10 protein-coding genes are annotated in these 12,298 nt (G+C 64.7%); 1 reads left to right on the top strand and 9 read right to left on the bottom strand.

Annotated elements, in window-relative coordinates:
* Positions 1 to 4: 4 nt before the first annotated feature.
* The 4 genes from F1609_RS06190 to rpoH form a co-directional block, all read right to left on the bottom strand.
* Positions 5 to 427, bottom strand: coding sequence for a hypothetical protein (locus F1609_RS06190; RefSeq protein ID WP_167075634.1), 423 nt, complete (start codon positions 425 to 427; stop codon positions 5 to 7).
* Between the two features lie 161 nt (positions 428 to 588).
* Positions 589 to 1,308 carry a PEP-CTERM sorting domain-containing protein gene (locus F1609_RS06195; protein ID WP_167075635.1) on the bottom strand — a complete coding sequence of 240 codons (720 nt, stop codon included), beginning with the start codon at positions 1,306 to 1,308 and terminating at the stop codon, positions 589 to 591.
* 184 nt (positions 1,309 to 1,492) lie between these two features.
* Positions 1,493 to 1,984 carry a PEP-CTERM sorting domain-containing protein gene (locus F1609_RS06200; protein WP_167075636.1) on the bottom strand — a complete coding sequence of 164 codons (492 nt, stop codon included), beginning with the start codon at positions 1,982 to 1,984 and terminating at the stop codon, positions 1,493 to 1,495.
* Positions 1,985 to 2,226: 242 nt separating this feature from the next.
* Positions 2,227 to 3,126 (bottom strand): RNA polymerase sigma factor RpoH, encoded by a 900-nt coding sequence (gene rpoH, locus F1609_RS06205; RefSeq protein WP_166870551.1) that lies wholly within the window; start codon positions 3,124 to 3,126, stop codon positions 2,227 to 2,229.
* Positions 3,127 to 3,614: 488 nt separating this feature from the next.
* On the opposite strand from rpoH, the gene F1609_RS06210 reads away from it, so the two are divergent.
* Complete coding sequence (locus F1609_RS06210; RefSeq protein ID WP_167075637.1) at positions 3,615 to 8,108, top strand: putative Ig domain-containing protein; 4,494 nt, start codon at positions 3,615 to 3,617, stop codon at positions 8,106 to 8,108.
* A gap of 75 nt (positions 8,109 to 8,183) precedes the next feature.
* Here F1609_RS06210 and ftsX read toward each other — a convergent pair whose 3' ends face one another.
* The 5 genes from ftsX to F1609_RS06235 all read right to left on the bottom strand — a co-directional run bounded on the left by ftsX (position 8,184) and on the right by F1609_RS06235 (position 12,197).
* On the bottom strand, positions 8,184 to 9,104 hold the full coding sequence (gene ftsX / locus F1609_RS06215) for a permease-like cell division protein FtsX (protein ID WP_167075638.1): 921 nt from the start codon (positions 9,102 to 9,104) through the stop codon (positions 8,184 to 8,186).
* A complete protein-coding gene (locus F1609_RS06220; RefSeq protein ID WP_167075639.1) occupies positions 9,101 to 9,775 on the bottom strand; it encodes a cell division ATP-binding protein FtsE in 675 nt (224 codons plus the stop codon). Before F1609_RS06220 ends, ftsX begins: the two co-directional genes overlap by 4 nt.
* Positions 9,776 to 9,781: 6 nt before the next feature.
* Complete coding sequence (gene ftsY / locus F1609_RS06225) at positions 9,782 to 10,939, bottom strand: signal recognition particle-docking protein FtsY (protein ID WP_167075640.1); 1,158 nt, start codon at positions 10,937 to 10,939, stop codon at positions 9,782 to 9,784.
* Between the two features lie 122 nt (positions 10,940 to 11,061).
* Complete coding sequence (locus F1609_RS06230) at positions 11,062 to 12,003, bottom strand: MerR family transcriptional regulator (protein ID WP_167075641.1); 942 nt, start codon at positions 12,001 to 12,003, stop codon at positions 11,062 to 11,064.
* An 8-nt stretch (positions 12,004 to 12,011) separates the two neighbouring features.
* Positions 12,012 to 12,197 carry a hypothetical protein gene (locus tag F1609_RS06235; protein ID WP_167075642.1) on the bottom strand — a complete coding sequence of 62 codons (186 nt, stop codon included), beginning with the start codon at positions 12,195 to 12,197 and terminating at the stop codon, positions 12,012 to 12,014.
* Positions 12,198 to 12,298: the final 101 nt, after the last annotated feature.

Consider the following 12,298-nt stretch of genomic DNA (forward strand, 5'->3'; position numbering starts at 1 on the left):
GGCGTTATCCGCTTTCGGCAGGTTGGCTGATGGTCAGGCGCACCGCGGACGGCGGGGCCGGCGGCGCATTGGTCGGGCGCGGTGGCGGCGGGGTGGTGGCCAGGGCGATCACCAGGTCGGGCCGCTGCACCGAGATGTAGGTCGGCTCGGCCGGTTCCAGGTCGAACGGCTCTCGGCCTGTGGGAAAGATCAGGGTGAAGTGGTAGACAATCTTGCCGGCCGTGATGCACACCACGTCGGGCGGGCAGCGGCTGTCGTCGACGCGCTCGAAACGCAGGACGGTGTCCGGCGCCAGGGTGGTGCTGGTCTGCGGCAACAAGGCCACGGTTTGGTTGTTCTTGTGGTGCATCGGCGGTTCCTTCATTGGCGCGGCGGTGCTCCCGGTAAATACGCAGGCGGCGGCGATCGCGAAAAGTAGCTTGTTCATGATGGGCTCCTCAGTAGTGGGAAAGCCGATCATAGATCATATCAATTTCGCCACTGTGTGGCCGCGCAATTGAGGAGCCGGCGCGTGGCGCTGCTGCCGCGCACTTGCCTTGCAATGAGTAAATGCCAGGCCAGCCGGGGCTGGCCTTCAGGCAATGACACTTATGCCACGGCGTCTTGCAGGCGGCGCCGGGTGCGGCGGGTCAGGCCGATCACGGCCAGGCCGAGCGCCAGCATGGCGTAGGTTTCCGGTTCCGGCACGGCGCTGGTGTAGACCGTCAGGGTCGGGTTCAGCAGGGTCAGGCCGGCAAACGAATCCTGGCTATGGAGCACGCCGTCCGGCGTGGTCCAGGTGGCCGGCATGGCGAACACGGTCATGCTGCCGTTCAGCGACATGGTCATGTGCGTGAGCGCCACGTTGCCCGAGCTGAACACGAAGGTGTCGTTGCCATTGAGCAGATTGACCTGGCGGTTGCTGTTGGTGCTCCAGTTATCGTCGCCGTTGGCGAACAGGCTGACCGCGCCGCGGTTGCTGGCGCTGCCGCCCTGGCCGCCCGGCGCCATGGCGGCGTCGAGCGTGCCGACGAAGGTGGCCGAGAAGGAATAGCCGGTGATCACGTAGCCCGAGCGCGCCGCGAAGCCCAGGTCGCCCGAGTAGCCGTTGCCGTCGGCATCGTTGCTGGAGACGGCCATGCTGTTGGCAAAGTCGCTGAAACGGATGGTGGTGGCGGCGCCGGTATCGGATACCAGCACGTCGGCCACGCTCGAATCAGGGTTGCTGAAAGTGAAGGCTTGAGCTTCGATGACGGTCGGCGCCGCCGCTGCGTTGGCGGACGCGAAAGCCAGCGCGACTGCACCCATCTGCAATGTAAACAGTTTCATTGATCCGATTCCTTGTCGTGTCTTGACATCGATGAACGCCCCACGGCGTTTTCAAGTTGCCATCTTAATCGAGGGCTAGCCGTACGTCATAGCACAACATTGTAAGAAAGATACTGGGAGCAACAGGTGGCCGCCGGCGCGGTCGCAGCGGCCGGGATGGCGGCGTCGCGCCTGAGTGGCGCGCTTACGCGTCGAGACTGTCCTGCAGGCGCTTGCGGGTGCCGCGCGTGAGTACGATGACGGCCACGCCGACGGCGAGCATGATGTAGGTTTCGGGTTCAGGCACCGATTGCGAGGAGACGCTGGCGCGCGTGCCGGCCGTGTCGAAGGCGCTGCGCGGCTGCTTGTCGAAGCTGGTGCGCGCGTCGGGGTAAGCCTGGCGCAGGGTGGGCGTGCTCCAGGAGCCGAGATTGCTGTTGGCAACCACGCCCAGGGCGGCGGCGATATCGTGTTCGTTTTCGCCCAGCACGTCGCCGGGGCGCAGGTGCATGGCGCGGGTGACCTCGGCCAGGCCGCGGCTGGCGCGCACGTCGGCCAGTTCGATGCCGCCCTGGCTGGCGTAGCGTTTGCTCACATTATTCAGGGCAGGGGACTCGATCAGGGCCGGAGCGGCGCCGGCCAGGCCGGGCGCCAGCAGCAGGGCGGCCAGATGTCGTGTCCATGTTATGTATTTCATTTGCAGACTACCTATTCATGTTGATCTGTGAAAAAGGCTGTGACGGCGCTCGGGGCGGCTCGGGGCCTCATGATTGCCGCGCCCGCACACCGGCACGGTATGCATGATACGTCAAAGTCGAATTATAAATATGTAATCAAGTGTATTGACTTGTACAAGCTTAACGAATTGTACCGACAAAAAAAATGCCGCCTAGTCTACACCAGGCGGCATCGGCGCGGGGCGCCGTACGTGCGTTACTCTCAGATAAATGCTGAAAGTGCACCTTTCATCTTTTTCAGCGCGGCGCTTTCAATCTGGCGGATGCGCTCGGCCGAGACGCCGAATTCGTCGGCCAGGGCGTGCAGGGTCGCTCCCGAGCCGTCGTCGTTGGCCAGCCAGCGCGCTTCGACGATGCGGCGCGAACGGGCGTCGAGCTTGCCCAGCGCGGTTTCCAGGCCTTCGGACTGCAAGCGCGTGACCTGTTCGGCTTCGAGCACCTTGGTCGGCTCGGACAAGTCCGACGACAGATAGGCGATCGGCGAGAACTTGTCGTCTTCGTCGTCGGTCGGCGCTTCGAGCGCGATGTCGCGGCCGGACAGGCGCGTTTCCATCTCGATCACTTCTTCGCGCTTGACGTCGAGCAGCTTGGCCAGCGCATCGATCTGGGTCGGGCTCATGGCGTCCAGGCCCTGCTTGTTGCTGCGCAGGTTGAAGAACAGCTTGCGCTGGGCCTTGGTGGTGGCCACCTTGACCAGACGCCAGTTCTTCAGGATGTACTCGTGCATCTCAGCCTTGATCCAGTGCATCGCGTACGACACCAGGCGCACGCCCTGGTCCGGGTCGAAACGCTTGACCGCTTTCATCAGGCCGATATTGCCTTCCTGGATCAGGTCGGCGTGCGGCAGGCCGTAGCCCAGATAGCCGCGCGCGATCGACACCACCAGGCGCAGGTGCGACAGCACCAGTTCTTGCGCGGCGCCGAGGTCGTTGTTCTTTTGCAGGCGCTGGGCCAGGGAAATCTCTTCTTCGTGGGTCAGCATCGGCAGGCGGTTCACCGCCGAGATATAGGCGTCGATATTGCCCAGGTTGCCGGTGAAACCGAGTCCTAAAGCACGATTGCCGGTCGGAACCAATGCGGATTGTGCGGACAACGTCATCATGTATTTCCTCGTAGAGTTCTGTGCTGCATCATCGAATGCCCGGGCCGGAAGACGGGTGCGGGGCGATTGTTGCGCTCTGATGCCAGCGGTGGCTTCGGGTCTTCCCCGCCATGCAAGTCCCTATATTAGCACTCTCTGCCGAGGAGTGCCAATGTGCAGAATGTATGGCAGTGATAGCGAAATGTTATTGCGTAGAGGCAACCATAAATTGGCAAGCTTCACTCTAGTCGAGGACTGCAATTACGCCTTGATACGGATCAAACCAGCGCTGCGGAGAATCGTCATTTTCTTTGCTTTAGCGCACACCGGCACCAACAATCCCAGTATCGCGCAAGGCGGCGCCGGGGTCTGTTCGTTCCCACACCTTGGGCGCGCAGGCGGCGCAGTTGCTTACCCGCCACGGATAAATGCAAATGTAAGAAGTTGTATTGACAGAGTGAAAGAATTTCTTTAAAACAATGACATCTCAACATTTTTTGAAGGACATCATGGTTCCGATTATCATCATCGATGGCGACGACAATAACAACCAACTCAATGGCGGCTCGGCGGCGGAGGTGATCAACGGCAAAGGCGGTGACGACTTCCTGTCCGGCGGCGACGGCAACGACACCCTCGACGGCGGTGCCGGCAAGGATATCCTGCACGGGGGCATTGGCGCGAATACCTACCACTGGGGGCGCGGCGGCGGACAGGACATCATCGTCTATAACGGCGCGCAGGATGCCGGCATGAACGTGCTGCAACTGGGCGAGGGCGTGACCGCGTCCGAACTGCGCCTGACCCGCAACAACGACGATCTGGTGCTGCGCATCTCCGGTACCGAGGACAGCTTGACCGTCCATCTTTTTTTCGCACAGCAAGCGACGTATACGGGGGCCATGGCGTGGGCCTATTCCATCAGTGAAATCCGCTTTGCCGACGGTGCGCGCTGGGATATGCAAGCGATCCAGTCCACCTTCCTGATGGATGGCAGGCCGCTGCTGGTGCTCGACGAGCAGGACAACACGATGTACGGTCCGCTCATCGACGGCGCCGGCGGCAACGACATGCTGTACGGCGGCGGGCCGTCGGTGCTGAGCGGCGGTAGCGGCAACGATACCCTGATCGGTTCCCCGGGCAACGATGTGCTGCTTGGGGGCAGCGGCGACGACAGCCTGGTCGGCGGCTTCGGCAACGATTTTCTCGATGGCGGCGCCGGCAACGACGTGCTTAACGGCGAAGGCGGCTACGACACCTACCGCTTCGGTCATGGCAGCGGCCAGGATACCATCGTCGCGCCCAAGTACGCCCAGGGGGACGTGCTGACCATCGATATGGCGCCCGGGGTCCAGGCCGGGACCCTGGCGGTGCTGCGCACCCCGCCGGACAGCCCGGACCTGGTGCTGGAATTGCCGCTGAGCGGCGAGCGCCTGACCATCAAGGACTATTTCATCGTGCAGCGTACGGTGAGCATCCATTTCGCCGACGGCAGCGTGATGAACAAGTCGGCGATCGACATGCGGGCCTGGGGCGCAATGCCGGTCAACACCGTCAGCGGCACCGACGGCGCCGATTTCCTCAATGGCAGCTATGGCAGCGACATCCTGCGCGGCGGCGCCGGCGACGATACTCTGGCCGGCCAGAACGGCGACGATTTGCTGATCGGCGGCGACGGCAACGACATTCTCGATGTCTTCCAGGGCAACGACGTCGCCGATGGCGGCGCCGGCAACGACCGCATCATGATTGGCGAAGGCAGCGCCACGCTGCTGTTCGGGCGCGCCTCCGGCCATGACGAGCTGCTCCCGATGCTCGGCGGCCGCGGCGTCACCACGGTACTGCTGGAAGCGGGCATCGGCGCGGCCGATATCGTCCTGACCCGCAGCAATAACGGCCAAGGCCCCGAGTTGCTGATCAATGTAGGCGGCGCCGCAGCCAGCCTGCGGGTGGGCGCCTATTTTCCGCCAACGGACATGCAAGGGCCAGCGATCGCGCTGCAGTTCGCCGACGGCACGCGCTGGGACAATGCGCTCATCAACAACCTGCTGCTGACCGGTAACGACGACAATAATGACCTGCGCGGCAGCGCCGGCAACGACCGCATCGACGGCCGCGGCGGCAACGACATGCTGCATGGCATGCAGGGCAACGACCTGCTGCTGGGCGGGTCCGGCGTCGATCTGCTGCACGGCGGCGAGGGCGACGATACCCTCAACGGCGGCCAGGGCGAGGACTACCTGGACGACAGTCTCGGCAACAATACCTATGTGTTCGCGCGCGGCGACGGCCGCGACATGATTTTCAACAATCTCAAGATGCCGGAGCTGCGCTACCAGACCATCGTCTTTAGCGCCGGCATCGTTCCCGAGGAAGTGCAGTTGCAGCGCGTCAACCGCGGCAGTTTCGACGACCTGGTGCTGACGATTAACGGCGCGCCGGGCCAGGAAATCACGGTGCAGGGCTACATCTTCAACGACCCGCTGTACGCCACCAACATGCAGCTCAAGGAAATCCGCTTTGCCGACGGCAGCAAGTGGGACGCGGCGGCCATTTTCGAGCGCGTGAACCGGGGCAGCGAGATGGGCGAAAGCATGGCCGGCACCGATGGCAACGATGTGATCGACGCCAGGGGCGGCGACGATATCCTGGCCGGCAAGGGCGGCGACGACACCCTGATCGGCGGACGCGGCAACGACCAGTTGTCCGGCGGCGACGGCTCCGATACCTACGTATTCAACCTGGGCGACGGGCGCGACCTGCTGGTCGACACGCGCGAGATGAGCGGCGTTGGCAACACGCTGCGCTTCGGCGCCGGCATCACGGCCGCCGACCTGCGCATGACGCCGGCCGGCAGCGGCCTTGAGCTCGCCTATGGCAAGCTGGGCGACGTCATCATGTTCACCAGCGGCGGCACGCCGGGCACCGAAAGCCCGATCAAGCGCATCGAGTTTGCCGATGGCAGCGTGGGCTACCCGAGCGATTACCTCAACCAGGCGCCCCAGCTCAAGCTGCCGCTGCCTGACCAGGCGGCAACGCCGGGCCAGTATTTCAAGCTGAGCCTGCCAGCGGACATGTTTATCGACCCCAACGCGGGCGACGTGCTGAGCCTGATGATGGCGCAAAGCGACGGCTTGCCCTTGCCCGCCTGGCTGCGCTTCGATGCGGCCAGCGGCCTGCTGGAGGGCACGGTCCCGCAGGGCGTGCAGGGCAACATCCCGCTGCGCGTGACGGCGAAAGACCAGGCCGGGCTGCATGCCACCGATGACTTCATCCTGGCGGTGGGCGCCGGCAATACCGCGCCGACCGTGGCGCTCGCGCTCAAGCCCATCACCACCTATGAAAACAGCGGCTTCAGCGTACGCACGCCGACCTTTGCCGACGCCGACATCGGCGACAGCCTGAGCGTCAAGCTGCGCATGGCGGACGGCAGCGCCCTGCCGTCGTGGCTCTGGTTCGACGGTAAGGAAACCTTGAAGGCCGTGACCGATTACGACCGCGCCGGCAATTACCAGCTGGTGGCCACCGCCACCGACCAGGGCCGCCTGACGGTATCGAGCAACATCGATATCGTGGTCAAGAACGCCAACCGGGCCCCGGTCCCGACCGAGGCGCCCGGTACCCTTAACGCCGCGCGCGACACGCCGTTTTCCTTCGTGCTGCCGGCGCGCACCCTGGTCGACCCGGATGGCGACGCCGTCACCTACCGCCTGACGCAGTCGGGCGGCGCCGCCTTGCCGTCCTGGCTCAGTTTCGATCCGCTCACCCGCACCCTGTCCGGCACGCCATTGGCCGGGGATGCGCCAAGCCTGTCGCTGGCGCTGGGCGGCACCGATAGCTTCGGCCTGAACGGCGCCATCGGCTTCAAGCTCAACATCGCAGCCGATGCGGCGCGCAACCTCGACGGCAAGGCCGACGCCGATGTGCTCAATGGCGCCTCGGCCGGCGACACCTTATCCGGCATGGCGGGCAACGACCAGTTGAACGGTTTCGGCGGCAACGACACCCTCGATGGCGGCCTGGGTGCCGACCGCATGGCCGGCGGCATTGGCGACGACCGCTACCTGGTCGATGCGGCGGGCGACCTGGTGGTCGAACTGGCCAACGAAGGGCGCGACACCCTGGTGGCCGCGCTCAGCTACACCCTGCCGGTCAATGCCGAGGTGCTGGTACTGGGCGGCACCGGCGCGTTTGCCGGCTACGGCAACGGCACCGACAACGTCTTGTACGGCAATAGCGGGAATAACTTCCTGAACGGCTACGGCGGCAACGACCTGTTGCAGGGCGGCGCCGGCAACGACAGCCTGGTCGATACCATGGGCAAGAACCTGTTCGACGGCGGCAGCGGCGTCGACACGCTCAGCGGCGGTGCCAGTAACGAGATGTACATCGGCGGCGCCGGCAACGACATCATCACCACCGGCAACGGCGTCGACATCATCGCCTTCAACCGCGGCGACGGCAGCGATACGGTCACTCCCGGCAGCGTGGCCGACAACGTGATTTCGCTGGGACGCGGCATTACCTATGCCGACCTGACGTTCAAGAAAGCGGGCAGCGACCTGGTGTTCGGCACCGGCGCCGGCGAGCAGATCAGCCTGAAGGGCTGGTTTGCCACGAGCGGCAGCCACAGCGTGGGCAAGTTGCAAATGTTCATCGACGGCAGCAGCGATTTCCTGGCCGCGTCGCCGCTGGCCATGCACAGCCAGAAAGTCCAGCTGTTCAACTTCGATGCGCTGGCCGGCAAGTTCGAGCTGGCCATGCAGGCCAATCCGGCGCTGGCCAGCTGGAACCTGGCGCCCGAGCTGGCCGGCGCCTGGATCAAGGCGAGCGGCAACATGGCCATCGGCGGCGACCTGGCGCAGCAGTACGCCACGGCCGCCACCCTGGCCAACGTGGCCCAGATGCCGGCCCTGAACATCATCGGCAGCAGCAGCTTCGGCGACGGCCAGTACCTGACCTCGCCGATCAACCTGGCCGATGGCTCCGGCTTCCTGATCTGAGCAAGACGCAAAAGGGGCCGCATCAGCGGCCCCTTCGATTGTCTTGATGGCCGCGCAAGCGGCCATTTTTTCGTCTTAGCGCAGGCGCGCCAGGTGCCTGCGCACCGACAATACCGCGCCGGCCAGGCCGAGCGTGGCGCTGACCGCCAGCAGCAGCCCCATGAACACGGGATTAAGCGGCGCCAGCTGGAAGGAAGAGCCGTACAGGCGTGCGAAGTCGCCGATGGCCACGTTGAGCGGCTGCAAGGACAAGGTCACCGCGCCGAGCGCCACCGCGCCGGCGCACAAGCCGAGCAAGCCGCCGGTGTAATAGAAGGGCCGGTGGATAAAACCGTCGGTCGCGCCGATCAGTTTGCTGACGGCGATTTCATCGCGCTGGGTCAGCACCTGCAGGCGGATCGTGTTGAATACCACGGCCACCACCACCATCCCGAGCGTGACGGCCAGCAGCAGCAGGATCAGGCGCAGCACGCGCAGCAGCGCGGCCAGGCGCTTGACCCAGGCCGAATCGACCTGCACCGCGTCCACGCCCGGTAAAGTGCGCAGGCGCGCGGCGATGGCGTCGACGCTGCCGGCTTCGTTAACGCTCCTGAAACTGTCGAGTTTGAGCACATAGCCGTCCGGCAGCGGATTTTCGCCCAGGGTGGCCAGCACGTCGGTCAGCCCGGTCTTGCTGTTCAAGCTCTCGAGCGCCTGTTCGCGCGGCACGAACACGATGCGCGACTTGGGATCGGCGACGATGGCGCGGATCGCCGGTTCCATGGCCAGCACCTGCGCGCGCGTGGTGTCGGCCTTGGCGAACACGCTGATTTCAGGCTCGACCGAAAGCTGCTCGGACATCGGGCGCACATTGTCGAGCAGGGTCAGGCCGGCGAACGGCAAGGTGAGCGCGATGGCCACCACGATCACATTGAACAGGAAACTGAGCGGCGACTTGGCCAGGGTGCCGAGCGCCGAGCTGATCGCGAAACTGTGTTGGCGGAACCAGCGCTTCATGTGGCGTCTCCCACCACCGTGCCATGGTCGAGCCGGATCACGCGCGCGTGCTTGTGGCGCGCGGCGTCGTACAGCACCAGTTCGTCGTGGGTGGCCACCAGGCAGGTCACGCCCACCGAGTGAAAGGCGCGCAGGGCGTCGAGCACCTTGTCGGCGCTGGCGCGGTCCAGGTTGGCGGTCGGTTCGTCGGCCAGGATGATCTGCGGCCGGTTGACGATGGCGCGCGCGATCGCCACGCGCTGCTGCTCGCCGCCCGACAGTTCGAGCGGCTTGGACAAGGCGCGTCCCTCCAGCCCGACTTTGTCGAGCGCGGCGCGGGCGCGCAGTTCGGCCTCGGCCTTGGAGGCCCCGGTCACCAGCAGCGGCAGCATGGTGTTGGCCAGGATCGAGCGGTCTGTCAGCAGGCGCTGCTGCTGGAAGATCAGGCCGAGGTTACGCCGCAGGAAGGGCAGGGCGGCGTTGTTCATGCGTCCGATATCCTGCTCGTTGACCAGCACGCTGCCCGAGGTCGGGCGTTCCATCGCGGCGATCATCTTGAGCAGGGTCGACTTGCCGGCGCCGGACGGGCCGGCCAGGTAGACCAGCTCGCCGCGCGCGATGTTCAGGGTTACTTCGCGCAGCGCGGTGGCGTCGCCCGGGTAGGTTTTGGAGACACACCTAAATTCGATCATGAACGCTTATCCCAGCAGCGCCTCGACGAATTCGTCGGCGCTGAATGGTTGCAGGTCTTCGATTTTCTCGCCGACCCCGATGAAGTAGACCGGAATCGGGCGGGTGCGGGCGATCGCGGCCAGCACGCCGCCCTTGGCGGTGCCGTCGAGCTTGGTGATGACCAGGCCCGTCAGTTGCAGGGCGTCATCAAACGCCTTGACCTGGGCCAGCGCGTTCTGGCCGGTGTTGCCGTCGATGACCAGCAGTACTTCGTGCGGGGCGCCGTCCATGCCCTTGCCGATCACGCGCTTGATCTTTTTCAGTTCTTCCATCAGGTGCAGCTGGGTGGGCAGGCGGCCGGCCGTGTCGACCATGACCACGTCCATCTTGCGCGCCTTGCCCGATTGCACGGCGTCGAAGGCCACGGCGGCCGGGTCGCCCGACTCCTGGGCGATCACGGTGACGTTGTTGCGCTGGCCCCACACCATCAACTGCTCGCGCGCGGCGGCGCGGAAGGTGTCGCCGGCGGCCAGCAGCACCGATTGCTCGTATTTCTGCATGTGCTTGGCGAGTTTGCCGATGGTGGTGGTCTTGCCGGCGCCATTGACGCCCGCGATCATCATCACCAGCGGTTCGTGGCGGCCCAGTTCGAGCGGCTTGACCAGCGGACGCAGCATGTCGGTCATGAGCACCTTGAGTGCGGCCTTGACGGCGGCGGCATCGAGCAGCTTGTCTTCCTTGACCTTGCGGCGCAGCTCGGTGAGCAGGAAATCGGTGGCGTCCATGCCGGCGTCGGACATCAGCAGCGCCGCTTCGAGTTCCTCGTACAGGTCTTCGTCGATGCGCGCGCCCACGAACAGCAGGCTCAGGTTGTTCGAGGTCTTCGACAGGCCGGCTTTCAGGCGCGCCATCCAGGAACTCTTGCTGTCGGCCTCGTTGCCGAGGCGTTCGGCGGTTTCGGGAATCAGTTCGGTGCCGAAGGCCGGCACGGCCGGCGCCACAAAGGTCGAGGTGCTGCCGTAGCGGCGCGACGGCGACGGCGCGGGCGCCGGCTCGGTAACGGCGGGGGCCACGGGCGTGACTGCAAGCACCGGGGCCACGGGGACCGGCGGAGGAGGCGCTGCGGGCGGCGTTGGCGGCGGAGAATCGGGGGCGGGCGGTTTTTTCTTAAAAAAACTAAACATGGGAATGTGATGGAGGGCGCAGCATGCTGATGCCCGGCGGCGCCGGGCACGACGAATTCGATGCCGCGTATTTTACCAGAGCAGCACGCGCTTTCCCCCGCCTGGCTGGCCGCTATACATCGTTAAGTGGCAACCGCGCTGTTCTGCGCCCGCCAGCGTCCCACCGCCGCGTCGATATCATGCAGGTCGAGCACCCGGTTCGGCCCCAGCTGGCGCCGCGCCAGCGCCGCGCAACTGCCGCCGGCCCAGACCTGCACACGGTCTCCCAGCCGGCTTTGCAGCTCGATTACATTGTCGACCGCCGCGCGCGGCGACATCACGCTCGAAAACGACAGCGCCACGATGTCGGCGCGCTGCACCCGCGCCGCTTCGACGATGTCGGCCAGCGGGGTCTGCACCCCGAGCGAGACGCAGTGCGCCCCTTCCAGCGCGAACAGCGCCTCGGCCATCAGCAGGCCCAGGCCGTGGCGCTCCTGGGGCACGGTGGTGAGCAGGATGCGCGGAACGGCGTCGGCATGGCCGACCTGCTGGTTGGCCGAAAAAATCGCGTTGCGCATCACGCTTTGCAGCATTTCGGCGAACAGGTGTTCTTCGAAGATGGCCAGGCCGCCGGCGGCCCAGGTTTCGCCCACCAGCGTGGTCAGGGGCGCCACCAGTTCCAGCACGAAGCGGCGCAGCCCCAGTTGCAGCAGGGACTGGGCCATTTTCTGGCGCAGCTCGTGCATCTGGTGCGCCTTGATCATGGCCAGGCACTGGCGCAGTACCGGGTCCCCGGCGTCGCCGGCGATCGAGCCGGTGCCGGACTTGCTGGCCATGTTGCTCAGCTCCTCCGTACTCAACTGCATGATCTTGCCGGGCCGGTAGCCCATGTCGAGCAGGCGCTTGACCACGCGCAGGCGCGCCACCTGCTCGAGCGGATACATGCGCTCGCCGTTGCCGTCGCGCTCGGGCTGCGGAAAGTTATAGCGGCGCTCCCACACGCGCAGGGTTTCCTTGGGAACGCCGGTCTCGCGTTCAACGTCGCTGATGCTGCTGAAGACCGCAGTGGTCGGACCTTGGCTCATGGTCGCATTCATGGTTTGTTCAGGACATCGTCCCGATTGTAAATTGAAATGATATCCAGGAAACTACTCTTTGTATCAGCTTGTTTTCGCAGTTCGCTGCCAGCGCGACATGATGCCATGCCTGTGGATTTTTCTGCTCCGTCATCAATCACGATTTTTGAATCCAATTTTCCACCCGTTGCGTATACATCCATGCTGACACATTTTTGTCATGGACAAATCGTTGACAGATTTCATTATTTCACGGATTATCCGTCAGGTGGTAATTTTGTCCTGGACAAAACAAGGAAAACAG

Source organism: Massilia aquatica, assembly GCF_011682045.1.
GTDB classification, from domain to species: domain Bacteria; phylum Pseudomonadota; class Gammaproteobacteria; order Burkholderiales; family Burkholderiaceae_D; genus Telluria_A; species Telluria_A aquatica.

Coding starts and splice junctions, on each gene's coding strand:
- F1609_RS06190 (WP_167075634.1), bottom strand. CDS start 427: ATGAACAAGCTACTTTTCGCGATCGCCGCCGCCTGCGTATTTACCGGG.
- F1609_RS06195 (WP_167075635.1), bottom strand. CDS start 1,308: ATGAAACTGTTTACATTGCAGATGGGTGCAGTCGCGCTGGCTTTCGCG.
- F1609_RS06200 (WP_167075636.1), bottom strand. CDS start 1,984: ATGAAATACATAACATGGACACGACATCTGGCCGCCCTGCTGCTGGCG.
- rpoH (WP_166870551.1), bottom strand. CDS start 3,126: ATGATGACGTTGTCCGCACAATCCGCATTGGTTCCGACCGGCAATCGT.
- F1609_RS06210 (WP_167075637.1), top strand. CDS start 3,615: ATGGTTCCGATTATCATCATCGATGGCGACGACAATAACAACCAACTC.
- ftsX (WP_167075638.1), bottom strand. CDS start 9,104: ATGAAGCGCTGGTTCCGCCAACACAGTTTCGCGATCAGCTCGGCGCTC.
- F1609_RS06220 (WP_167075639.1), bottom strand. CDS start 9,775: ATGATCGAATTTAGGTGTGTCTCCAAAACCTACCCGGGCGACGCCACC.
- ftsY (WP_167075640.1), bottom strand. CDS start 10,939: ATGTTTAGTTTTTTTAAGAAAAAACCGCCCGCCCCCGATTCTCCGCCG.
- F1609_RS06230 (WP_167075641.1), bottom strand. CDS start 12,003: ATGAGCCAAGGTCCGACCACTGCGGTCTTCAGCAGCATCAGCGACGTT.
- F1609_RS06235 (WP_167075642.1), bottom strand. CDS start 12,197: ATGGATGTATACGCAACGGGTGGAAAATTGGATTCAAAAATCGTGATT.